Origin of the sequence: Clostridium sp. YIM B02500 (assembly GCF_022324665.1) — a bacterium.
Taxonomy (GTDB): Bacteria; Bacillota; Clostridia; order Clostridiales; family Clostridiaceae; genus Clostridium; species Clostridium beijerinckii.
In genome coordinates this window covers 92,645-118,109 of the sequence record NZ_JAKGTE010000014.1, presented here as the reverse complement: position 1 = coordinate 118,109, position 25,465 = coordinate 92,645, and the positions used below count along the sequence as shown (strand labels likewise).

Below are 25,465 nucleotides of genomic sequence, written 5' to 3'. Positions count from 1 at the left end.
AAAATTTTGTTAATGTAATTTATGATTATCGTGAGTCACCTCTATACACAAATGTTACCCAGAACTTTTATATAAATTTATATTTTTAATATTACAATCTGTTATTTCTTTACTGAATTATCGTAATCTCTTTTTGCTTTTTCAAGCAAAGCTGCCCACTGATCAAGCATCTCTTTTGCTGTCATTTGTTTAGACATCACTTTCTGAATTACTGAGTCCATTTGAGATTCTATGCTAGAATAATTTGCCAAATAGTATGGTGTATCAGTAAATCTAACTTCCTTAGACTCTTGCAAATCAACACCTATAGACATATATTGCGTATATTTAAAAAAGCTATTTTTAGTGGCCTCTATATTTGCCGGAATTTCACCATATAACTTACAATACTCAGTATTTATATCTTTATCTAAATATAATTTCATTACTTTCCATACTGCATCTTTATTTTCTGATTTAGATGACATCGATAGTCCTAAAGGCATTAGCTTTGGATGAACTATATATCCTTTAGATGAAACTGGGAATTTTGCTGCTTCAAATTTCGAGGTGTCATTATCAAATGCAGACATCATAGATTTCCCAGATCCCAAATTATGAATAACTATACCTGCTTTACTTGACTGGAATGAATTTGCCAATTCCGTCCAGCTCTTCGTCAAATCATCTTGTGCTGTAAATTTGTTATAGCACTCAAGATATTTCTCTGCAAATTCTAAGTTCTTAGGATTATTAATTGTTGCCTTACCGTCTTCTGTAAAATAATTGGTTATACCAGAATACGAATACATAAGCATTTCTAAAGTATTCGCACTTCCTGCCCCTCCACGAATAGCTAATCCATATCTATTTTTATTTTTGTCAGTTAACTTTTCAACGGTATTAAAAAATTCATCCCAATTAGTCGGTACATTTAATCCTTCCTCTTTAAGCCAATCTGATCTTACCCATAGGTTCCAAGTTTGTGAACTATATGGAAGTGCAAAAAGACCTCTACCTGATGGATCATATGATTTTGTAGCTTTAATCAAATCCTCATTAATCTTATCTTTATCTTCCCATTTATCAAAATAACTAGTTAAATCTTCATAGTAACCATTTGTTAATAGTGACGATCTAAAATCATTGGTTATATCAGGTGCTTTTCCTGATGCAATTGCAACATCTACTTTTTGTCTATACGCTGATAAGTCACCTGGTATCCCAAGAAAATCTAACTGTATATCTGGATATGTTTCACTAACCTTTTTCTGAAATTCCTTAAAAAAGACTTCTCTTTCCGGCGTTACAGATGCTGCCCAGAAAGTTACTATTGTTTTCTTTCTTAAACCTTCCCGTGAAATATCTTGCGGCATTGATTTATTACACCCTGATAAAATTAAGGTCGTACTGATAATTAATATTAGAACAATTGGTAAGAATTTTTTCATACGATTGACCTCCAAATTACCAAATATTTATTCCAGTATAACTTGATACTTATTTACATAAGCAAATATTTCTCACAAATATATATTTATAATACACTGAGTAGGCTAGTGAAACAAGATTGCAATACTAATTAAAAATAGTATTTATAATAATAAGTTTTGTTCATCTAATATTTCTTTTCTATAAATAAATTGTTTTTATTCATAAATCAATTCCTTCTCTAATTCAGCTGCATTTCTTTCTCTTAACTCTTTAGAGATTCTTGCATAAGTTTCTTTATCTAAGTTATAGAATCTCATACAAACAATTGATATACTATATAAACATATAGGAATGATTGCTGTCGCAATGAGAATGCCATGGAGAGCTGCTGGTGTTTGAGCTTGCTTTGCAACATAACCGCTCATAGATAAAACTATACCTGGGATCATTCCTCCAAGAGCATTACCACATTTAAAGAAGAAGCATACAAGTGAATATATCATTCCACCTAAACGTTTATTGGTTTTCCATTCACCATATTCAATAGTTTCAGGAATTAATGCCCACATAAATGCACTAATCATACCGTTTCCAACTGAAGCAATTCCACGAGAAATAAATATTGTAACAAGCCAATTACTTGGTGATAAAAATAATCCAAGCATCCCAATAATATCAGTGGCTATTGATAATGTCATAAGTTGCTTTTTAGTTAATTTTCTACTTAGCCAAGGTATAAACGGAATAATTAATAATGCTGGAAAAGTACCGACTGCTGAATACCATTTAACAAGCTCTGGTTTACCTACATAATAAGTTATATAATAGATTCCAGTTGCACTTACAACAGATTTTACTCCATATATAACAAAGAAAAATACGCTTAAAACTACTAATGGACTATTAACTTTAAATTGCTCAAAGATATCACTAAATTTTATTTTGGTATGTGATGCAGGAACTTGTACTCTTTCTTCAACAGACTTAAAGCAAATTAGTAATAAAATTCCTCCAACAATAGCTATTATAGCCATAGTCAATTGCCAACTTTGTCCAATGCTCATTGTTTTTGAGAATTGGCCTGCTAATAATGGCACACAAAATGCGACAACAACTTGTCCTATGTTTGCTAAAAATGTTCTATAAGTAGTTATGCTAACAGATTCATGTTGATCTCTAGTCATTGCTGAAGTCAAAGCTCCATATGGAACATTAACAAAGGTGTAGCAGACAGATAGAGCAATGTATGTTGCATAAGCATATATCATTTTTCCACCTTCACTTAGCTGTGGTGTGCTAAAACATAATATAGCTAAGATTGCGAAAGGTACTGCACCATATAATAGAAACGGTCTAAACTTACCATATTTAGTATTTGTCTTATCAATAATCATTCCTACAAGCGGGTCAGAAACAGCATCCAAAATACGAACTATAAAAAACATAAATGCCGCTGCACTTGATGTTAATCCAAAAACATCAGTATAAAAGAATAGTAAATAGCTAGAGATGCTCGCATATACAAGATTGCATGCAAAATCTCCAAAACCATATCCGATTTTTTCTCTTGTAGAAATACTTGTATCTATCTTTTTAGTTTGATTCATAAAATTACCTCCTAGTATTTTAGATGTAACCTACAATTCCTGTAATGAAAATCAGTTTTTCTCTACTCTCCTTACAAAATATATTTAAACTAGTATTTCATATAATTTGTATATCGGTTACATTTCAATTATCTGTTATTTAACAACAATAATAAATAAACTATTTCCTGTTTGTTGTTTGTTATTTTATGTTCTTCTAATCTTTACCGAGCGAATTAAAATTTAATTAACATCACCTTGCATATGAATTTACACTAATTTTAAAAAAATAAAAACTTCGCTAAAATCTCATTTGATTTTTAGCAAAGTTTCTTTTAAATATTTTATTTCTACTTTGAAACTACAGGTTCAAAAAGTTTAATTCATTGAATTTTCCCTTAAACTATACGATAATACAAGCCAGATATTATCATAAAAATCATTATATTGTTTATAACCTATATAAAAACCTTAATTCAATGAACAACATGAGAGTCTATTTCTAAACTCTAGTTTTTTAGCTATCAAGATTATACATATTATAAAAAATCAACATCATTAAATATCTTCATGTAAATTAACACAAAAAAATAGCCGTCGGAAGAATATCGGAAGAAATTAACCTTCCATTCTCTCAACTGCCTATTTTACATATGCGAGATAAGCCATAAGCCGAGTTCTGTATTAAGCAATCATCTATCTAGGCCTACTGTTGCCAGTAAGCTCAAGCGACGCACCCGGAGGCGGGACGGGCAGCCCCTTAATTGCCTCCCTATTCGGTCTTGCTCCAAGTGGGGTTTACATAGCCGTGAAGTCTCCATCACGCTGGTGAGCTCTTACCATCACCTTTCCACCCTTACCTAAGTAAACTTAGGCGGTATATCTCTGTTGCACTTTCCTTCAAGTCGCCTTGACTGGACGTTATCCAGCACCCTGCCCTATGGAGCTCGGACTTTCCTCTCCTAGATCTAAGTCTAGCAGCGATTGCACGTCTCACTCGCAAAATCTATATTAACATATATCTTTTTAAGATGCAAATATATTTTTTATACAACATTTCTAAATTATAGTTATATTAAAAAAAATATTATTGTTAATAATAGTATTACTATTATTCCATATAAACTTACGCCACAGAATAGAAGCGTTAATAATATAAGTCCACCAACAATTAATTTAGGATAAAGTAAAAATAAAAGAGGATTCTTGCTAGGAAAAAATGGTGGAAATCTACCATTCCATCCACCATATTTACTTCTTCTGCTTCCTCCCCTAAAAAAATTTCGTATTGTTTTCTTACTATGTTTAAAGAAATTTTTCAAGTCATCTTTTAAATCTTCACTATTTTTATTATTAAAATCATGATCTTTCCCCATAATTCACCGCACAATTATTATTACACTATTAGTATATGCACCTATTCATTTTTTTAGTAAACTCTTTTTCAATTAATTATATGCATTAGAACTTAACATTTAAATAATTTAGTGCAGTTATGACTTTAATATAAAGTTTTACTAAATATTAATTTATTAAACAAACTCATAAGGATCTTCACTTTTTTTTGAAGCAATGAACTCTACATCTTTAAATTTTTCCTTTAAAAAATCCAATGTTTTTAAAAACACAAGGTACTCTGTTGAGAAATGTCCTGCATCTATTATGCTTATACCTAATTCTTTGAAATCCGATGCAAAATGATATGTTGTGTCCCCTGTTATTATACAGTCTGCACCAAGATCTTTTGCTTTATAAAAGAAATCTTGTCCACTGCCATTAATTATAGCTATTGTCCTTGCTTTATTTTTTCCCCTAACAATCCTCATATTTTTTATATTTAAATTTTTTTTAATAATTTCTATAAGATCATTCAACATTATTTCTTCGTCTAATTTAACTAGTCCTCCAATTCCGCCATCTTTATAATTATTAGATTCATTAGGTTCAATAATTTCTTGTGACTCAAATCCTAGCATTCTAACTATAGTTTCGTTAATTCCGCCTTTAGCACTATCTAAATTGGTATGGCAAGAGTATAAAGCTATATCTTCTTTAATTAGATTTATCAACTTGTTCCCCAATAAATCTCCTTTAACTATACTCTTAGGTCTTTTGAATAGCAGTGGGTGATGAGTTATTATTAACTCACATCTTAAATCCGCTGCCTCCTCAATCACTTCATTTGTGCAATCTAAAGATAATAAAACCTTGTTTATAGTCTTATCTTCATCTCCAACCATTAGGCCAACATTATCATACGATTCCATTAAAAATTTTGGTGCAAATTTTTCTATTTCTTTTCCTATATCCTTTACTTTGACCATAATCTCACCGCCTAAAAACTTTTTAGTAGCTTCTTTAACTTCTCATTTTTTTCTATTAATTCATTTCTTCTCGAAATTGCATGTTCAGTATTATCTTTAATAAAATCTATTACCTTTTCATTTTTTTCAATTTTACTTTCTATGTATGATTTAAATAGTGGTGATTTTTTATTTAATATAAATGGACTTATTTCATAAAATATATTCTCTAACTTTATATAATCACCTCTCTTATACTTAACTTTAAATATCTCATAATACTTGTCTTCATCCAAGCAAATGTCCTCTTCTAATATTTCATAATCGCTAGTATATAAATATTCTCTTAATACTTCTGGATTTTGTGCTGGTTGAAGCAATAAATAATCTAATTTTTTCACCTTATCTAAATCATTCTCTAATATATCTCTAATTAAATTGCCACCCATTCCTGCAATTATTACAGCTTGAGCTTCTTTATTTTTTAATACAGCTAGACCACTTCCTAATCTTAAATCTACCTTATCTAATACGCCATCAAGCGCTGCATTAATTTTAGCTTTTTTCAGTGGATCCTTATTAATATCTGATGCAATAACTTTTTTAGCTATATTATGTTTAACTAAATATATTGGTATATATCCATGGTCTGTTCCAACATCCATTATTATTTCTACTTTATTAATTTTTTCTATAATCCATTTTAGTCTTTTACTTAATTCCATATTTACCTCTTTTTTGTCTTACTTATAAATTTTAGATATCCAATTTAAGGATTCGACTTATTAGATGAATGTATTTACAAAGTTGCTAAAACCTTAAGTTCATATCTTCACTAGAAATCATAAATATATTTATGATTTCGGTATGTTATTACACAAGTCTAATTTTAAAGTTTGATATCTATTAATTCCTTATTTAAAAAGAAGCACCTAATTTTAGGTGCTTTTAGCTACTAATCTAGATAATCTTTTAATTTCTTGCTTCTTGACGGATGTCTTAATTTTCTTAAAGCTTTTGCTTCAATTTGTCTAATTCTTTCTCTAGTAACATTGAACTCTTTTCCCACTTCTTCAAGTGTTCTGGCTCTTCCGTCATCAAGTCCAAATCTTAATCTTAATACTTTTTCTTCTCTAGGGGTTAATGTATCTAGGACATTGATTAATTGTTCCTTAAGCATTGTAAATGCTGCTGCTTCAGCTGGTGCTGGTGCTTCATCATCTGGGATAAAGTCTCCTAAATGAGAGTCTTCCTCTTCACCTATTGGAGTTTCTAACGAAACTGGTTCTTGTGCAATTTTTTGAATTTCGCGAACCTTATCTACTGGAAGTTCCATAACCTTCGAGATTTCTTCTGGAAATGGATCTCTACCTAATTCTTGGAGCAATTGTCTTTGTACTCTAATAAGCTTATTTATAGTTTCTACCATATGAACAGGTATTCTTATTGTTCTAGCTTGATCTGCTATTGCTCTTGTTATTGCTTGCCTAATCCACCATGTAGCATAAGTCGAAAATTTATATCCTTTTCTGTAATCAAATTTTTCAACAGCTTTAATAAGACCTAAATTTCCTTCTTGAATTAAATCCAAGAATAACATACCTCTTCCAACATATCTTTTAGCTATACTTACAACTAATCTTAAATTCGCTTCAGCTAATTTTTTCTTAGCCTTTTGGTTTCCTTCTTCAATTTCTTTCGCATAAGTTATTTCCTGTTCAGAAGACAATAAAGGCACTTTTCCAATTTCTTTTAAATACATTCGAACTGGATCATCTATAGCTATACCTTCTGGGACCGATAAATCAATTTCTTCTTCAGTTTCTGTATCAGCAATTTCACCTATTATTTCAACACCTGTCATTTCCAAAACTTCATATATCTTTTCTATTTGCTCTGGGCTCAAATCAATATGATCCATAGCTTCCATAATTTCTTTATATGTTAGTGAGCCATTCTTTTTACCCTTGTCAATTAATTCCTTTACAGCCGCCATTTTAGCATTTTTATCTTTTTTATCGTCTTTTGGCTTTGTTACTTTTCCATTAGCTTTTTGTTCCATCTTATTATTGCCTCCTTCCGTCATAACCTTCAACCTCTCTCTCCCTTTTTAAGTGCTTCAGATAATTTAGTAAGCTCTATTGCAATTTTTATAGATTCTTCAATTTTCCCCTCTTTTTCGAACCTATTTTGCTTTTTCTTTAAATCCTCAATTTGCAGTTTAAGTTTAAAGCCTCTTACCTCTTTTAAATAATCTTTTATTAGTCGCTCTCTATCAGTAAAATCTAAAATCTCATGTTCCCTTATCTTGGTCAACTCTTTAGAACTTTCTATATCGTCACATCTACTTTCTACATAGGATTCTATATTACCTATATCATTAGTATCCTCACTTTTGCCTTGTAATATTAATGAATAAATTTTATTATGTGATTCTATTACAAAATCTCCTGATTTTATGGAGCTTTTAATCTCATCATAAAATTCATCTTTGAACATTAATTTTAATAATGCTCTTTCAGCCTTTAAGTATGCGGGTTCTACATATAATTTTGTTCCAAAATATTCCTTTTTATTCACAAAATTGTCTTCTTTTTGTTTTTTTGTTATTACTTGTGAAAGTAAGTCATATAATGCCTGTTCTTTAATTGCTGTTTCTTCTGAAATTTTCCTTATATATACATCTTTTTCTATAGGATTTAGATCTGCTAGAATTTCTGCAAATTTTTCTCCATATTCTACTAGATCATTTCCACTATTTAGATTTATACCTTCAGCTGCTTTCTTAATTCTATATTCAATTAAAGGAAGAGCTTCATTTGCCAACTTCAGAAATGACTCCTTTCCATGATTCCTCACAAACTCATCTGGATCTTTTCCATCTGGTACTATCAATACTTTTACATCAAATCCAGCACCTCTTAGAATTTCTAGACCTCTTAAGGTAGCAGTCTGTCCAGCCAAATCAGCATCATAAGAAATTATTACCTTATTAACATACCTTTTAAGAAGCCTTGCTTGGTTTACTGTAAGTGCAGTTCCAAGTGATGCTACAACATTTGTTATACCAGATTGGTGAAGCGATATTAAATCCATATATCCTTCAACTATAATAATGTAATCCTCTTTTAGCTTATTCTTAATTGCAAAATTTAATCCATAAAGATTTATCCCTTTTTGAAAAATCATGGTCTCTGGTGAATTTAAATATTTTGGTTTTGAATCATCTAAAACCCTACCTCCAAATCCAATAACTTTTCCTCTTACATCAAACACGGGAAACATTACTCTATTTCTAAATTTATCATAAACATTCCCTGATTTCTCACTTTTTGAAATCAATCCAGCTTCAAGTAATAGATTATCTTTATATCCTTTTGTTCTTAAGTAGTTTGTTAATCCATGCCAGCTATCTTGAGAGTAGCCTAAACCAAATCTCTTTATGGTTTCTTCTTTTATCCCTCTCTTCAAAAAATATTCTTTTGCCATTTTAATTCTTTGTAAATTAGCAAAATAATATCTAGCTGTTTCAACATTTACTTTATATAAAAATTCTTTCTTTCTAGAAACTGCGCTATTTTCATTATCATTTATCTGTAGCGGAATATTAGCTTTATCTGCTAGATATTTTGCAGCTTCTATAAAAGTGAGTTTTTTATATTTCATAACAAACGTAAGCACATTTCCTGCTTCTCCACATGAAAAACATTTGTATATCTGTTTTTCACTTGAAACACTAAATGATGGAGATTTATCATTATGGAATGGACATAATCCCATAAAATTTCTACCTGATTTTTTTAGCCTTACATCCTCTGAAATAATATCAACGATGTCATTTTGTTCTTTTATCCTTTCAAGAACTTCTTCTGATATTTGCAAGGAGACATCTCCTTCCTACTGCTTTTTTTGGCAATTATATATTATTCGACATAATAACGAGTTTTCCTTCTAAAATAATTAGAAAACTATTAATTTTTTTTAATTTAAAGTTTCACCAGTTATAAAATAATATTTATTGAATAATACTATATATTAAAGTAATTCTTTTTATTAATTTAAAATCCTCTTTTTTTATTGCAAATCTTTATTCATTGAGAATATTATTAAATTCATTATAATTTTAAACTTTCTAAGACATGAATCCCATATATAATTAATCTATTACAAACTTAGGGATAAATATTTTATTAAATAGTGATAAGCAATAATCATCACTCATTCCCGCCACATAATCAGCAACTCCTCGTTTCAAGCCTTCGTTTTTAGCTATGCTCACATAAATATCTGGCATCTCATAAGGATTTTCCTCAAAATGTTTAATTAATTGATTTAAAACAAATTTCGCCTTATTTCTTTCAACCTTTAATGTATCCCCTAAATATATATTTTTAAACATAAATTGTCTAAGTTCAGTCATTGCTTCACTTATTTCTGGACTTAACCCAATTTCCTTTACCCCATTGTTGAGATTATCATTTGATTTTTTTATAAAATCTTTAATTAAGACATTTAATCTTTCGTTTGAAGTATCTCCAAATACTTTAACAATTTCTCTTGGAATCTCTTCTTTGCTTAATAAACCTGCTCTTATAGAATCATCAATGTCATGATTCAAGTACGCCATTTTATCGCTAAATTTCACCACTATTCCTTCTAATGTAATTATATCTTTAACGCTCCCAAGCCCACTATGATTTAATATTCCATTAATTACTTCTTCAGTTAGATTAAGTCCCTGCCCGTTATTTTCGAGTTTAGTAACAACTCTAACGCTTTGTTCATTGTGACGGAATCCATCTTCTAAGTATTCATTTAGCACTTCTTCTCCATTGTGTGCAAAAGCAACATGCCCAAGATCATGCCCTAACGCTATAGCTTCAATTAAATTTTCATTTAATCCGATTCCAGATCCAATATTTCTTGCAACTTGAGATACCTCTAATGTATGAGTTAATCTAGTCCTATAATGATCTCCAAATGTTTTTATATATACTTGTGTTTTATGCTTGAGGCGTCTGAATGATTTGCTTTGAATAATTCTATCTCTATCAAGCATATAACAAGTTCTAATATCATCATCTTCTTCTCTAATTTTTCTGCCAATAGAATTTTTTGAAAAAGCAGCTTCTTTAATTAATGTCAAGCTTTCAAAATTTTGAATTTTTTCTCTTACATTCATATATTATCACCTCTTTTTATGTATTCTATCTATATCATTATATTCCTCTATTTATTAACTATATTTATTATTTGCAAATAACTAAAAAATAATATCTTTATATTCATTAATTTTTATTTTTTATTATTTTTAGTCTAATACTAAGATTAAATTAATATTATTTAATAATTAGGAATTTTTTTATATAGAAATCTTACCTATATATATATTTCTATATCTTAATTAAAATTTAAAAACATGTTAATTTTACTTAAAGGTATAACTTTCAATCAAAGTTTACCTTGTATCATAAAAGTTCAATAAAAATCACCTTATAAAGGAGCGTATTTATGGGTACTGAAGTTTTATCTTTACAAGAATCTAATCTTTCCCCAGAAATTATAAAACAAAATGTTTTACCATACTATAATTTACAAAACTCTCAGATTTCAATAATTAAATTTAAAGATACTGATAAGCAAAGAGCAGTTTATAGGGTAAATTATAAAGATAAAAATTACTGTCTAAAAAAAGTTTATTATAATTTGAATGACTTGCTATATGTATATTCAGCTATTGAGTGGCTATATAGAAATAATATTAGGGTCTCAAAACTTTTACCTACAATTGATAATAATAGATTTGTATCTTATCGAGATATGCTTTTTATATTAACTCCTTGGATTGAGGGTGAGAAATGTAATTTCGATAATTTGGATCATGTTTTAATCTCTGTAAGAAAACTCTCTGAGATTCATTCAGTATCTCGTAAATTTAGACCTATTTTAGGAAGTTCAGCAAAAGAAGGATTTGAGGATTATTACATATCTACCTTAAAACATTTTGAAGATTTACTTAAAGCATCAAATGAATCGTTTAAATACAAAGATTCATTTTCAAGACAATTTATTTCAAGTTTTGATATAAATTTACGCCTTGCTAAACTCTCTCTAGACATATCAAATAAAATTGACAATAATGAATTAAGTAAATCTTTATGCCATGGTGACTATGTAAACAAAAACCTAATTTTTCCTCCTGATCTAGATCCTTGGGTGATAGATTTTGATAAGTGCAAAGTAGATTACAGTGCAAAAGATCTAGCATATTTTATGCGAAGATTACTTAAACGAGAAAACACAAAATGGAATGTTGAGTTAGCTCTCTCTATATTAGATGCCTATAATGAATTGTGTCCTTTAACACACTCAGATTTACGTTACTTAATTTCTTATATTTGCTTTCCGCAAAAATATTGGAGGATATCAAGAGACTACTATAGGAATATTCACAAGTGTAATAAATCTGCTTTCTTAACTTTAATAATAAACGCGACATCAAAAACAAATCTTCAATATGATTTTGCGCTAGATATAATAAATCAAGTACAAAAAAAATTCAATATGACTTTACTTTGAAATTGTTTCTGTAAACTTAATATGAAAGGCCTCTTAAATTTATAATTTAAGAGGCCTTTTTTACTATCTTATATCAAGATAATACTGTTTTAAATAAGCAAGAATTTAACTATCAGAAATTGAAAAATAACAAGGAATTTCCAAAAAATTTTGTCCATTTGAACCAGGTAAATGAATAAAATGACTTTCGGGGCTCATGTTTGTCCAATTTTTCAGTTCAATAGATTCTTGTGATGAATTTCCTTTTAAACTAGTTATATATCGATCACGTGGTGTTTCAAAATATTGAAAAGCAATATTTTCATGTATAGCAATTGATTGATATTTATCACCTTTAAAGCATCCTTCTTTTACAATAGCGTAATGATGATATATATATGAATGCAGTTTATCAGGGTATAATATAGCAATTCGTCCGCATCTTTTATGTGGTGGGATAGGTCTTCTCCATTCTTCTAAACTTTCAGGATAAGCAAAGCAATAAATGTGGAACATTTGAACCCAAACACGATCCTCTTCGATGCCTGGCCAAACTTTTAAAAAGTTCTGAAGAGGCGCAAATATATTTTCTATTGCTTTGTGATAGATATAATTGATATCTACATCTTCTGAAATTTCTTTATCTGTAATAACTTCAATATATAAAAATGCCATACTTTTATAGTGAAACATAGCACATGTCAATATTTTACCATTACTAATTTCAAGTGAAACTCTTTGTTTACATTCTTCTAACGCTTTTTCAAAAAATCCACTATCACAATTATCTTTTAAATTTGCTCTATAATGAACTCTCAAAACTGTTTTCATAATTATTCACATTCCTTTATAGAAATATTAACGTTAGAGCAATCTTCTATTTCATAAATTCTATTCTCTACTATATTATAAGGTTCTACATATTTTACACTTCCGTCTACTTCTAAATTATCAGTAAATCTAGAGTAAACTACTGGAATCGCATGAGGATAAACATTACGTTCAGAAGGCTGCTCATCGAAAATATCAGCAGGTTGAGTTCCCTGTTTTTCCATAGATAAATTAATATTTTGTATAGATATATTCTTAATACGTGAGTCTTCTTCACCTGCAATAAATATACTTGATTCACATTTCATATAAATATGATCAAATGTAATATTTCGAATCTTTCCTGGGAATTTATGCTTAGAATTTCTATAAGTAGAACTAATGAATATCGGCTCCCCTTTTCCCCACCATCTCGGAGCGAAACTTCTCTCTGGGCAATCTGCATATCGCTTAGTGTTACCTGATATATGATGTATATGAATATTCTCTATAATAGCACCATCTCTTGCCCATATTCCAACTCCACGTGAACAATCACAAAATACGCAATCACTTAATATGACATTACGAATTGCATTAAATGTTTCTGTTCCAATTTTTAGCGCACTGTCATGAGAATATAACACACAGTTGCTTATAACAATATTCTCACAACTTCCATATTTAGCTGCCATAGGCTCAGAGTTTTTTACAACTATAGCATCATCACCTGCTTTGATAATGCAGTTACTTATAACAACATCTTTGCATGTATCTGGATCTATACCATCATTATTTGCTCCGCGTTGATTGTTTAAAATTTTTATTCCATTCACGATAACATGCTCACATCCAGCCATATGTAAAGTCCAAAATGCTGCATCTTTAAATGTAATATCCTTTACAACTAAATTTTTAACATCTTCAAGAAAAGTTGTTCTTGGGCGCAGCTCTGTTCTTATATTTAAGGGACATTCATTAAAACCTCCATCTGAGTTATCATCATAAAATATTTTATCACCTTGACCGTAAATTGTTCCTAGACCTGTAATACTTATATTTTCTTCATGAAAAGCACATAGAAAACATCCGCCTTCCCATCCAATGTCTTCATTTTCATCTTTAAAATTTCTAGCAAAATCTATCATATCTTCCTGCCGAATACTACTTGTTAAAATCGCTCCACTTTCCAAGTGTAGGTCAACATTACTCTTCAAAATCAAAGTTCCACTTAAAAAGTTTCCTGCTGGAATAACAACTCTGCCACCTCCACTTTCAGTACACTCATCAATTGCTCTTTGAATAACTTCACGATTATTCGTTTTTCCATCTGGTTGTGCTCCATAATTCAAAATATCATAATCTACCATCGCTTCTCTCTCCTTTTATTATATACTGCTTCTTTCTAGCAATAATCCTATTTAACCTAAACAAAACTCTATACTAATATGCTATAATTATAGCCAATTAACACTTCAATAATCATTTTTGTTTAATACTTACATATTATGATTAACTATTGTTATATTTATGGACTCTAATTATTTACTTCCTTTTAGTTGTTATTATACTCTTAGAAATTGTATTTATATATTATCGGAATTGCTTACTTTCATGCAAATATTGCTATCCAGCAAATTGATTAACTGAATTTATAGCACAAATATTTTCAGCTTATTTTTATAATTAAAAATCTGTATTTATTAGGTTATAAAAATATTTAATAAAATTTATTACCGGGGTGAACCTTTATGAGAAAAATTACAAACAAGTATCTTTCAGAAGACGATAATCACAAGCAAATTGTTGGAAATAACTTCGAAATCTATGAAAAGCATGGCGTCCCTATGACTGTAGATACTTATCATTATCATGATTTCTATGAAGTCGTATTTATATTGGATGGAGAATGTTCTATGCTTGTAAATGATTCTACATATTACTTAAAGCGTGGTGATTTTCTTCTAATAAGTAGTGGTATAATGCATAAGTATAACTACAACGATACTATACATACCAATTCTAAACGTTTAATTTTATGGATTAGCAGATCTTATTTAGATTCACTATCTGACAGTTCATTAAAACTTTATTCATGTTTTGAATATAGTCAGAATACTAATAACTTCGCATACCACTTTCCTAGCTACTACAATGATATGCTCCAATATTCGCTAATCAAAATATCAACATTTAATTTTGATGATAAGCAAGATTTTAAAGGCAAAGATTTATTTGACAAAGCAAATTTAACTATCTTCTTCACCTGTCTATGCAATCTATGTCAAAAAAATATATATAATTTGTTATCTAATAATCATCATCGGTTAATAGATCAAGTATCTTATTTCATAGATGAACATATTACAGATGAAATTCTTATAGATGATTTAGTTAGCTATTTAAATATAAGTAAATATCATTTTATAAGAAAATTTAAGTACTTAACAGGTATCACTGTTCATTATTATATAATAAATAAAAAGATGATTTGTGCCTGCGAGGATATAAAAAATACAAATAGAACCTTTTCTTATATAAGTAGTCATTATGGTTTTGGGAACTACTCTTCTTTTCTCCGAAATTTTATAAAAATTAACGGTATCAGTCCAGCTCAATATCGTAAAATATCAGCCAACTTGTATCCTAAAATAAGTTCACCATAATAACTCAATAACATAATCATAAAAGGGCATTGTAATTAAAATCACATGTGATTTCAACTTACAATGCCCTATATTTTTATAATATAATTTGCTTTAAATATTCTTTTACTAAGATTTATATGCTACTTTATTATAATCTTTTATAGTTATCTTGTATTTTTTACTTGCGATTGTGCTGCTACAATCATAATAGACCAAGTCACTTTTTTAGCATTATAAAACACTTTTGTTATTTAGGAAAACTGTACATTTATTGCTTTATATTAAATAACCCTCGTATATCTCATAGGTCTAATGAAAAATTCCTTTTTTAGCCTTCTGTGGTAGTTTGATTTCCCCCTAATAACAATATTCTTAACGGACCATTACTCCATTTTTGAATAACAATCCATTAGATTGAGCGGCTCCAGCTATGGCACTTTCCGGTATAGCCGCTTCAATTCGTTTTACTTCATTTTCACTTAGAGTAATATCCGCAGCTTTTATTGCATCTTGGATTTGTGACACCTTTTTAGCACCAATTAGCGGTATAATGTCCTCGCCTTTTGCTAAAACCCAAGCAACAGCAATCTGTGACAAAGTAATTTGCTTTTCCTCGGCTATTTCACGTAATGCTTCAACAAGAGATAGATTTTTCTCTATGTTTTCTTTAGCAAACAATGGAATTCTGGCATTAGCACCCTCTACTTTACGTTCTTTTGACCAATTGCCTCCAAGCAAGCCATAAGCTAATGACCCAAAAGCTACAACACCAATTCCAAGTTCCCTTGCTGTAGGCAAAATTTCCGTTTCTATTCTACGATTGAAAAGAGAATATTCCGATTCTATAAAGCTTATTGGATGAACTGAATTAGCCTTTCTTAAAGTATCAGCATCAACTTCTGAAAGTCCAATATACCTTACATATCCAGCCTTAACTAAATCTGAAATGGCTCCTATAGTCTCCTCAACAGGTATTCCTAGATCAATTCTTCCAGGTTGATAAAGATCTATGTAATCCACTTTTAACCGTTTAAGAGAATAAGTGATATAGTTCTTTATTGTTAGTGGTCTTACATCCAAACCATAGTAATTTCCTTTAGGATCGCTTAACCCACCAAACTTTACAGATATAAACGCTTTGTCTCGCTTATATCCGTTCAATGCTTCTCCAATTAGCATTTCGTTATAACCGCTATTATAGAAATCTGCAGTGTTAATAAGTTGTATCCCAGCATCTAGGGCTGCATGGATTGTAGCAATGCTTTCAGATTTATTAGCATATCCAGTAGTATTTGTCATACGCATACATCCAAGTCCAAGTCTTGATATTTGAATTCCGTTTTTTTTGTAATTCATAATAAAGAACCTCCTTATTCGCTTTAGTCTTCATATAAAATTCTAGATTATGCATTAGTACGATTGTACTAACATATTGACATATTAGCACAACTGTACTAACATGTCAATATAAGAGCAGTAATTCAAATTGAGGAGATATAGCTATGAATGAAGACAGAAAAAGCGAAATCCTAGAAATTAGCAGACAATTATTTAATGAGCAGGGGTATAATAATGTTTCTATGCGAAATATCGCAGATGCCATTAATATCAGTGTTGGAAATCTTACCTATTATTTTAAAAAAAAAGAGGACTTGATTGAAGCAGTTATTCTTGAACAAAACAAGAATTTTAGTATCCCCAAAACTCCAACGACATTAGTAGAATTAAATGAATTTTTTATCCATGGAATACAGCATCAAGAAAACAACTCCTACTATTATCGTCACTTTGATCAACTCGCAAAAATAAGTCCACAAATTTATCAAATTCAGGTATCTAATATAAAGAAACGACATGAAGTACTTCAGAGTTCATTTACTATTTTGCAAAAAAGCGGATTTATTATAAAAGAGGAAATTCCAGAACAAATGAATGGTATAATTGAGGTACTAAATTTGATTAAAATATATTGGATGCCTTCCAATGATTTGTTAGGTCAAGTTGATATTATGACCTGCTTTTGGAGCATAATCTATCCTATACTCACAGAAAAAGGTAAAATAGTATTTCGTGAAGAGATACAGACGCAGATATCTAAAACTTATAGTATCTAGAACAGATAAAGTATGGCATCCATAAAATGTCCCTTAAACAATAGTAGCCTCTCTCTAGAGGGGGGCACACTCATCATCTGCTATGAGATATGAATGTTCCTCTTCTTTTTCCATTCTCTTCTACCATGGAAAAAATCTCTTAATTCTTCTGGTATTGTGAAAACACGCTGTCCATGCCATGCCTCAACATATTTTATTGCTGTTTCTTAGCCAATTTAATAGTATAAAGCTTGTCGCATCTATTACGAAATTTACTTTTATATATAAAATATACTCTAGTTATATAAACATATGTGCTCAGCAAATCCATTCTTAATATCTGCCTAACTTTTATTGCCTTAGTATTAATATCCAAATATTATTACAATTTATCTATAATTTTCTGTAGAATAAAAATAGGTATCGACCTTAAAATTTCTTAAGGCCAATACCCATACTTTATTTTTCACTCATTCACTTTAAGCTTTAATTTCTTAAAGTTATCTTGGATTTTTTACTTGCGCTTGTGCTGCTGCAAGTCTTGCTAGTGGAACTCTAAATGGTGAACAAGATACATAGTTAAGTCCTATATTATGGCAGAATTCAATTGATGAAGGATCTCCACCATGCTCTCCACAGATTCCTAAATGGATATCTGAACGAGTAGATTTTCCTTTTTCTACTGCTATTTTAATTAGAGAACCAACTCCTGTTTGATCTAATTTACCAAATGGATCTTGTTCATAAATCTTCTTTTCATAATAAGCAGATAAGAACTTAGCTGCATCATCTCTTGAGAATCCAAATGTCATTTGAGTTAAGTCATTTGTACCAAATGAGAAGAATTCTGCTTCTTTTGCTATTTCATCAGCTGTTAATGCTGCTCTTGGAATTTCAATCATAGTTCCAACCTTATAATCTAAAGTTACTCCTTTTTCTTCCATAACAGCTTTAACTGTTGATACAATTACATCTTTAACATATTTTAATTCTTTAATTTCTCCAACTAATGGAATCATTATTTCAGGTACAATATCGTAGCCTTTAGTTGTTTTAACTTCTATTGCTGCCTCTATAATAGCTCTTGCTTGCATTTCAGCAATTTCAGGGTAAGAAACTGCAAGACGGCATCCTCTATGACCCATCATAGGATTAAACTCATGTAATTCTGAAACAGTAGATTTTAATTCCTCATAAGTTATTCCCATTTCTCTTGCTAATTCTTTTATATCTGAATCCACAGTTGGCAAGAATTCATGTAGAGGTGGATCTAATAATCTTATTGTAACCGCTTTTCCTTCTAATGCTTCATAAATTCCTATGAAATCTGACTTTTGCATTGGCAAAATCTTATCTAAAGCTACTTTTCTTTGTTCTAAGTCTTTAGATGTAATCATTTGTCTTACAGCCATAATTCTATCTTCTGCAAAGAACATATGCTCTGTTCTGCAAAGACCTATGCCTTCTGCTCCAAACTCAACAGCTTGTTTTGCATCTCTTGGACTATCTGCATTAGCTCTAACTTTCAATTTTCTTATTTCATCAGCCCATCCCATGAATGTCGCAAAATGTCCTGAAATTTCTGGTGTAACTGTTTTTATTTTTTCTCCATATACATTTCCTGAAGTACCGTCAATTGAAATGTAGTCTTCAGATGTATAAACTTTTCCGTTAACTTCTACAGTTCTCTTTACTTCATCAACTTTTATAGTTCCACATCCAGCTACACAACAAGTTCCCATTCCTCTTGCAACAACCGCAGCATGAGAAGTCATTCCCCCTCTTACTGTAAGGATACCTTGTGCTGCTATCATTCCCTCTATATCTTCTGGTGAAGTTTCAAGTCTTACAAGTACAACATCTTCTCCAAGTGCTGCTCTATCTTTAGCTTCATCAGCAGTAAATGCTATCTTACCACATGCAGCTCCAGGAGATGCAGGTAATCCTTTTGCAATTGGTGTAGCTTTCTTTAAATCTTCAGTATAAAAAGCAGGGTGTAATAATGTATCTAATTGTTTTGGTTCAACTTTTAAAATTGCTTCTTCCTTGCTTAGCATTCCTTCTTCTACTAAATCAACAGCAATCTTTAAAGCAGCTTGAGCTGTTCTCTTACCATTTCTAGTTTGTAAGAAATATAATTTACCTTCTTCTATAGTAAACTCCATGTCTTGCATATCTTTATAGTGATCTTCTAGTGTGTTAACAATTCCTTCAAATTGTGCATATATTTCTGGATTTTGTTCTTTTAATTTTCCAATTTCAAGTGGAGTTCTAATACCAGCAACAACATCTTCGCCTTGTGCATTCATTAGATATTCACCATATATAGCATTGTCACCATTTGCAGGGTTTCTTGAGAATGCAACTCCTGTTCCTGATGTTTCTCCCTTATTACCAAATACCATTTGTTGCACATTTACAGCTGTACCCCATTCACCTGGAATATCATTTAATCTTCTATATACTATAGCTCTTGGATTATCCCATGATCTAAATACCGCTGTAATTGCTTCAATTAATTGAGCTTTAGGATCGCTTGGGAATTCCTCACCCTTTTCTTTTTTGTAGATTTCTTTGAATTCACTAACTAATTCTTTTAAATCATCTGCTGTTAAATCTGTATCAAATTCAACACCTTTCTTCTCCTTAAGTTCATCAATCTTATTTTCGAATAATCTCTTTTCTATTCCCATAACAACATCAGAGAACATTTGAATGAATCTTCTGTAAGAATCATATGCAAATCTTGGATTATTGGTCAATTCTGCCATTGCTTCTACAGCTATATCATTTAATCCTAAGTTTAAGATAGTATCCATCATACCCGGCATTGAAACTCTTGCACCAGATCTTACTGAAACTAGTAAAGGATTTGTATTATCTCCAAATTTCTTACCTGTAGATTCTTCAAGCTTTGATAAACTTTCATAGATTTGACCTATTATTTCATCAGAAATCTTTCTACCATCTTCATAATATTTATTACAAGATTCTGTTGTAACAATAAAACCATCTGGCACTGGAATTCCTAGACTAGTCATTTCTGCTAAGTTAGCGCCTTTTCCTCCAAGTAGATTTTTCATTGAAGCATTTCCTTCACTAAAAAGATATACATACTTATTTGACATCTCAATACTCCCTCTTTTCTTATTATTTCTCACTATATTTACTATCGATGCCTATCCTAAGCATATTCAACAAAAAGTAAATCAGCATGCTAATCTATTTCTTGTTATACTTCGTCGGTCTGTTCACCTAATAGTCCACTATGAGATAAACAGACTTCCTTGTCTAACAAGAAATATATATCGCATCATAGACTTATTTTTTATTTCATATGCTTAAAGACTTCGTAGTTACCCTTAATTAATTAATTCTCATTTTCTCCAATTTTAACAAATAATTTTGTTATGTTAGTCTTAGAAACCTTTCCGATTATCTTCATCTGATCTTTTCCATCAGACTTTTCTATTATTTCAACAACCGGAATACTATCGATCTCATGTTCAATAATTTTCTTAGCCAAATCATATGCGTTATCATTCTTATTCGCACAAATTATATTTGGCATTCTTGTCATAATTACTCCAACAGGAACTCTATGTATATCAGTCCCCCCTATTGAAATTTTGAGAAAGTCTTTTCTAGAGACTGCACCTGTAAGCACCCCATTATTTTCTATAAATAATGTCCCTACATCATTCAGAAATAGGTATACGATTGCATCATATACCATCGTATCTTCACTGACAGTCACAGGTTTTGACATTATTTCGGATACTTTAATTTTGTTAATGTTTGAATAAATCAATCCATTAGAAGTCTTTCCTGTATATACATATCCTACCTTCGGTCTAGCATCCAAAGTTCCTATCATAGTCAGTACCGCCAAATCAGCCCTGAGCGCAGCTCTAGTAACTCCAATTTTTTCTGCAAGAGCTTCACTAGTTATAGGTGCATTTTCTTTTACTAAGCATACTATTTCTTCTTGCCTAGGTGATAATTTCAATCTTATCCCTCTTTCTGTAAATACAAGAAATATTTAGTTCAAATTCATTAATTTTTACTACTCTCTAATTATATCATGTAATTATTGTTTGACTAGACTTAATTTTCAGAAAAATCAAATAAATTCGCTAAATATTTCTTGTATATTAATTTTATATCACTGATATATCTATTTTTCTTTATATTACTCTCAATATCACTTAATTTTCTGAATTTTCTTTCTCTTCATCAAAATTAACTGTATAGGTATATACAGTATCTGAACCAGTATATACTTTTTGCTTTGAATCATCACTATGTTTACCTATGTCATTCTTCATTTCATTAACCTTAGTCTTAATTTTATCAGCAAAATCAGTAGCTTTATTTTTAACATTGCTTGCCATTTCTGAAACATACGTGTTTACAACTTCCACAGATCCATCTTCCATAGTTATCTCTATTGTAATTTGAGTCGCTATTGCCGCAATAACTCCTGCTGCAAGTATTGGTGGAATTATAATAGCTACAACTCCTGCTGCAATTCCTGCATTAACTGGAATATCTACAAGTTCCTTATCATCTTTCTTAACCTTTATCCTAGTAACATTTCCCTTTTCTATTATTTGTTTAATCAAAACCCTTAGTTCCTCTATAGATATAGGAGCCCTATTTACTTCCTCATCAACAAATTCATCATTAATATCTGATAACTTTTGAGACTTTTCAATGTATATTAAAGCCTCTAATACGTCTCCTTCGCATACTTCTAAAGCTTCCTTTGCCTTTTCATAGCTTACTCCTGTTCTCTCACGTATCATATCAACTTTTTCTAATGTTATATTTTCCATAAATCATCACTCCTTAATAAATTTTAACATCTCCAAACTTTTAGGCTTTTTAGCATAGCTATTCGATACTAAAAAAGTAATTACTTTTTCAATCTCACTTTTTATTTCATGATTTAAATTTAGTCTATATAATTTATCTATATCCATATTCATCAAAAACCTCAAGGCATTATATGCACCTTTTGAAATAAATACTCCATGTTCTTTGGGACATTCATCACATATACCTCCATAGTGGGATAAACTTATATAATTAGATGAAGATATCTTTTTTCTACATACGCTACAATTATTCAATGTTAGATTATATCCAGTTGTTTTTAATAATCTTAATTCAAATGCTCTTATTAGTAGTTCGTAATCCAGGGCATCTGTATTCAGTAGGTATAATGTTGTAATCAATGTCTTAAAAAGTTCCATATTAATTTCATTATCAGTACAAGCAATATCTATTAATTCGCATAAGTATGAGGAATATGTAAGTTTATGTAAATCATTTAAAAGTCCTTGAAAAGATTGAATTATTTTTCCTTCTTGAAGAGTGTACAAGCTCTTACCTTTATATACCATATATTCTCCATAACATAATGGCAATGTCAATGCTAAGAACTTACTTTTACTTTTTTTAGCGCCTCTAACTATAGCTGTAATTTTACCTAACTTCTCAGTATAAAACCAAACTAGTTTGTCATTCTCTTTAAAATCTTGCGTTTTTATAATTACAGCTTTTGTTTCAACTATTGACAGGTCAACCATCTCCCACTTGGAATATATAAAAAAAATAATATGTTAGGCTAATTATCTATTTCTAATTAATACTCTATCTCTTTGAATTCGCTTTATATCCTAATTCTTTTAATAAAAGCTGATTATCTCTCCATTCTTTTCTAACTTTCACCCATATTTTTAGATTAACCTTGGATCTTAAAAATCTTTCTAATTCATATCTTGAATTTTCGCCTATTCTTTTAAGTGTTTGACCATTCTTTCCAATTATTATTCCTTTATGGGAATCTTTTTCACAGATTAAATCTACTTCTATATGATATGTACCTATTTCATTTTGTTTCATTTGAATTATATCTACTGCTATACCATGAGGCACTTCATCTCTCAAGGTTCTTAAAGCTTTTTCTCTAATTATTTCTGATACTACAAACTTTTCTTGAACATCTGTTATCATGTCGTCTGGATAATATTTAGGTCCTTCTGGCATTGCTTTCTTCATAAGTTCTACTAATACATCAACGTTTTTCCCTTTTATTGCAGAAATAGGTACTATCTCTGCAAATTTAAATTCTTTTGAATACATTTCTAAACTTTTTGCCACTCTATCTTGTGTACTTTCATCAACCTTATTTAAAACTAAAAATACAGGACACTTTTTATCCCTTAAGGTTTCTAATATAAATTTATCGCCCTTTCCAATCTCCTCATCTGGATTTGTTAAGAATAATACTAAATCAACATCTTTAGTAGATTCTTTTGCCGAATTTACCATGTATTCTCCTAACTTATGTTTAGGTTTATGTATACCTGGTGTATCAACAAATATCATTTGATAATCATCACCTGTCAATATTGTTTGTATGTTATTTCTTGTTGTCTGAGGTTTATTAGAAACTATTGATAACTTTTCCCCCATTATATAATTTAATAAAGTCGATTTTCCTACATTAGGTCTTCCAACTATTGTAACAAATCCTGATTTAAACATTTTTTCCTCCTCAAAATAAGCTTAAAAAAGCTTAACTAACGTTATCCTATTTTACAAATAGTATACTCTATTTATAAGTAAATTGACAATCTACTATTCTTAATTTGATCATATAATAATTTAATAATCGCTTCCAATTGTTTCCTTATGAATTAAATCATTAATTCTTATAATTTAAGAAATAGGAGACAATATAAGTTTTATTTCATCTTATATCTTCTCCTATAAATATTATTTTTATTATTCTATATTTAATTAAAGCCTAAATAATGTAAAAATAAACAAAGTTAATAATATACCAAATATAGCTCCAACTATTACCTCTAAAATACTATGAACTTCTGAATCCACTCTACTTTGTGCAGTTATAAACGCCAATAAAAAACTCAATAGAATGCAAATTGGTTCCTCCGTTATTAATGATATTGCAGTTGCTATTGAAAATCCCAAAGCACTGTGGCCACTGGGCATTCCCCCTTTTAACGGAGTTCCTTCTCCAAATATTGCTTTCGCTATTATAGTTACTATACATACTATTACTAGAACAATCAATATCGTATATGGCTCTGAATTCTTTACTTTATTAATTAAAGAAAATGAAAATCTACTGAGCCTATCCCAAAATATAATATAACCAACTAATAATGCATTTATGGCTGTTATTAATACCGCACCTGCCGCCGCATTCTTAGCGATTTTAGCCAAAGGGTGGTAATAATTAGTTGTCATATCTATAGTCGCCTCTATGGCTGTATTTATAAGTTCAGCAGCTATTACCATAGTTATTGTAACAGCTAATATCAGAAACTCATATTTTGTTATGTCAAAGAAAAAGCTTGCAATTAGTACTACTAACGCCACTATTAAATGGATTTTCATATTTCGTTCAGTTCTTACAGTATCGATAATCCCAGTTATGGCATTATTGAAGCTTTCCAGTGTTTTTTTCATTTTCATTATTTACCCCTACTTCTATTACATAATAAAAAATATTACCCTCTGATTATGTTAAGTTTATTTAAAATATCTTCTTCTCTACTTCTCATAATTATTTTATCATCATCCTCCATATGATCGTATCCCAATAGATGCAATACTGAATGTACAACTAAGTATGAGGCTTCCCTTTCATATGAATGATTAAATTCTTTACTCTGTTCTAATGCTTTTTCTAATGAAAGAACTATATCTCCAAGTACAAGTTCATCACCATCAAAATCAGATTGAGAAAACTTATAATCTTTATACATATCCTTAAATACTTTCTTATCTTCGTATTCTAACATAGGAAAAGATAATACATCTGTTTCTCTATTTATTCCTCTTGTTTCATTATTAATTTCCTTTATTTCATTATTATCAACGAACAATAATGAAATTTCACATTTCATATTTACTTCCTCTTCTTTTAATGTAAATTCTATTACTTCTGTTAATCTTTCTATTAATTTTTCACTTGCTTCCACTTTATTTTGTCTATTATCTACATAAATCATTAT

Annotated in this window: 21 protein-coding genes and 1 other RNA gene; 3 read left to right on the top strand and 19 right to left on the bottom strand. The window is 30.0% G+C overall.

The features are described 5' to 3' along the window. Positions 1–101: 101 nt before the first annotated feature. The 9 genes from L1S46_RS13515 to L1S46_RS13475 form a co-directional block, all read right to left on the bottom strand. Positions 102–1,430: a sugar ABC transporter substrate-binding protein gene (locus L1S46_RS13515; RefSeq protein WP_236895486.1), complete on the bottom strand. Its 1,329-nt coding sequence runs from the start codon at positions 1,428–1,430 to the stop codon at positions 102–104. A 198-nt stretch (positions 1,431–1,628) separates the two neighbouring features. Then, positions 1,629–3,020 (bottom strand): MFS transporter, encoded by a 1,392-nt coding sequence (locus L1S46_RS13510; RefSeq protein WP_236895489.1) that lies wholly within the window; start codon positions 3,018–3,020, stop codon positions 1,629–1,631. A gap of 631 nt (positions 3,021–3,651) precedes the next feature. Continuing rightward, positions 3,652–3,999: RNase P RNA component class A (gene rnpB / locus L1S46_RS13505), an RNA gene on the bottom strand. A 70-nt stretch (positions 4,000–4,069) separates the two neighbouring features. Next, entirely contained in the window at positions 4,070–4,375 is a 306-nt protein-coding gene (locus L1S46_RS13500; protein ID WP_011968199.1) for a hypothetical protein, read from the bottom strand. 156 nt (positions 4,376–4,531) lie between these two features. Continuing rightward, complete coding sequence (locus L1S46_RS13495; RefSeq protein WP_238900260.1) at positions 4,532–5,323, bottom strand: Nif3-like dinuclear metal center hexameric protein; 792 nt, start codon at positions 5,321–5,323, stop codon at positions 4,532–4,534. Between the two features lie 11 nt (positions 5,324–5,334). Further along, on the bottom strand, positions 5,335–6,027 hold the full coding sequence (locus L1S46_RS13490; RefSeq protein WP_011968197.1) for a class I SAM-dependent methyltransferase: 693 nt from the start codon (positions 6,025–6,027) through the stop codon (positions 5,335–5,337). 230 nt (positions 6,028–6,257) lie between these two features. Then, a complete protein-coding gene (rpoD, locus tag L1S46_RS13485) occupies positions 6,258–7,388 on the bottom strand; it encodes an RNA polymerase sigma factor RpoD (protein ID WP_011968196.1) in 1,131 nt (376 codons plus the stop codon). Positions 7,389–7,393: 5 nt separating this feature from the next. Further along, complete coding sequence (gene dnaG / locus L1S46_RS13480) at positions 7,394–9,184, bottom strand: DNA primase (protein ID WP_011968195.1); 1,791 nt, start codon at positions 9,182–9,184, stop codon at positions 7,394–7,396. Positions 9,185–9,458: 274 nt separating this feature from the next. Then, a complete protein-coding gene (locus L1S46_RS13475; RefSeq protein ID WP_238900259.1) occupies positions 9,459–10,484 on the bottom strand; it encodes a deoxyguanosinetriphosphate triphosphohydrolase in 1,026 nt (341 codons plus the stop codon). A gap of 329 nt (positions 10,485–10,813) precedes the next feature. On the opposite strand from L1S46_RS13475, the gene L1S46_RS13470 reads away from it, so the two are divergent. Beyond that, positions 10,814–11,881, top strand: coding sequence for a CotS family spore coat protein (locus tag L1S46_RS13470; protein ID WP_011968193.1), 1,068 nt, complete (start codon positions 10,814–10,816; stop codon positions 11,879–11,881). 105 nt (positions 11,882–11,986) lie between these two features. On the opposite strand, the gene L1S46_RS13465 is transcribed toward L1S46_RS13470, so the two are convergent. After that, positions 11,987–12,691, bottom strand: coding sequence for a hypothetical protein (locus tag L1S46_RS13465; protein ID WP_238860478.1), 705 nt, complete (start codon positions 12,689–12,691; stop codon positions 11,987–11,989). Positions 12,692–12,693: 2 nt separating this feature from the next. Further along, a complete protein-coding gene (locus tag L1S46_RS13460) occupies positions 12,694–14,040 on the bottom strand; it encodes a glycosyl hydrolase family 28 protein (RefSeq protein ID WP_238900258.1) in 1,347 nt (448 codons plus the stop codon). Between the two features lie 381 nt (positions 14,041–14,421). Here L1S46_RS13460 and L1S46_RS13455 point away from each other — a divergent pair, with 381 nt between their 5' ends. Further along, complete coding sequence (locus tag L1S46_RS13455; protein WP_238860483.1) at positions 14,422–15,336, top strand: AraC family transcriptional regulator; 915 nt, start codon at positions 14,422–14,424, stop codon at positions 15,334–15,336. Between the two features lie 354 nt (positions 15,337–15,690). Here L1S46_RS13455 and L1S46_RS13450 read toward each other — a convergent pair whose 3' ends face one another. Then, positions 15,691–16,674, bottom strand: a complete 984-nt coding sequence (locus L1S46_RS13450; RefSeq protein ID WP_238860485.1) for an aldo/keto reductase — start codon at positions 16,672–16,674, stop codon at positions 15,691–15,693. Between the two features lie 146 nt (positions 16,675–16,820). On the opposite strand from L1S46_RS13450, the gene L1S46_RS13445 reads away from it, so the two are divergent. Then, positions 16,821–17,432 (top strand): helix-turn-helix domain-containing protein, encoded by a 612-nt coding sequence (locus tag L1S46_RS13445; RefSeq protein ID WP_238900257.1) that lies wholly within the window; start codon positions 16,821–16,823, stop codon positions 17,430–17,432. 479 nt (positions 17,433–17,911) lie between these two features. On the opposite strand, the gene ppdK is transcribed toward L1S46_RS13445, so the two are convergent. From ppdK to ybeY, 7 genes are all read right to left on the bottom strand, one after another. Then, a complete protein-coding gene (gene ppdK / locus L1S46_RS13440; RefSeq protein WP_023974002.1) occupies positions 17,912–20,539 on the bottom strand; it encodes a pyruvate, phosphate dikinase in 2,628 nt (875 codons plus the stop codon). Positions 20,540–20,781: 242 nt separating this feature from the next. Then, the gene (locus L1S46_RS13435) at positions 20,782–21,420 is read right to left on the bottom strand and encodes a helix-turn-helix transcriptional regulator (protein WP_011968191.1); all 639 of its coding nucleotides are present in this window, start codon (positions 21,418–21,420) and stop codon (positions 20,782–20,784) included. A gap of 199 nt (positions 21,421–21,619) precedes the next feature. Continuing rightward, positions 21,620–22,249, bottom strand: a complete 630-nt coding sequence (locus L1S46_RS13430) for a DUF4342 domain-containing protein (RefSeq protein WP_017211783.1) — start codon at positions 22,247–22,249, stop codon at positions 21,620–21,622. A gap of 6 nt (positions 22,250–22,255) precedes the next feature. After that, complete coding sequence (gene recO, locus L1S46_RS13425) at positions 22,256–23,005, bottom strand: DNA repair protein RecO (RefSeq protein ID WP_017211782.1); 750 nt, start codon at positions 23,003–23,005, stop codon at positions 22,256–22,258. Between the two features lie 64 nt (positions 23,006–23,069). Then, on the bottom strand, positions 23,070–23,966 hold the full coding sequence (gene era / locus L1S46_RS13420; RefSeq protein WP_238860491.1) for a GTPase Era: 897 nt from the start codon (positions 23,964–23,966) through the stop codon (positions 23,070–23,072). A gap of 255 nt (positions 23,967–24,221) precedes the next feature. Beyond that, positions 24,222–24,923 carry a diacylglycerol kinase gene (locus tag L1S46_RS13415; RefSeq protein ID WP_011968187.1) on the bottom strand — a complete coding sequence of 234 codons (702 nt, stop codon included), beginning with the start codon at positions 24,921–24,923 and terminating at the stop codon, positions 24,222–24,224. A gap of 35 nt (positions 24,924–24,958) precedes the next feature. Then, a complete protein-coding gene (gene ybeY, locus L1S46_RS13410) occupies positions 24,959–25,462 on the bottom strand; it encodes an rRNA maturation RNase YbeY (protein ID WP_238860493.1) in 504 nt (167 codons plus the stop codon). Between the last annotated feature and the right edge of the window lie 3 nt (positions 25,463–25,465).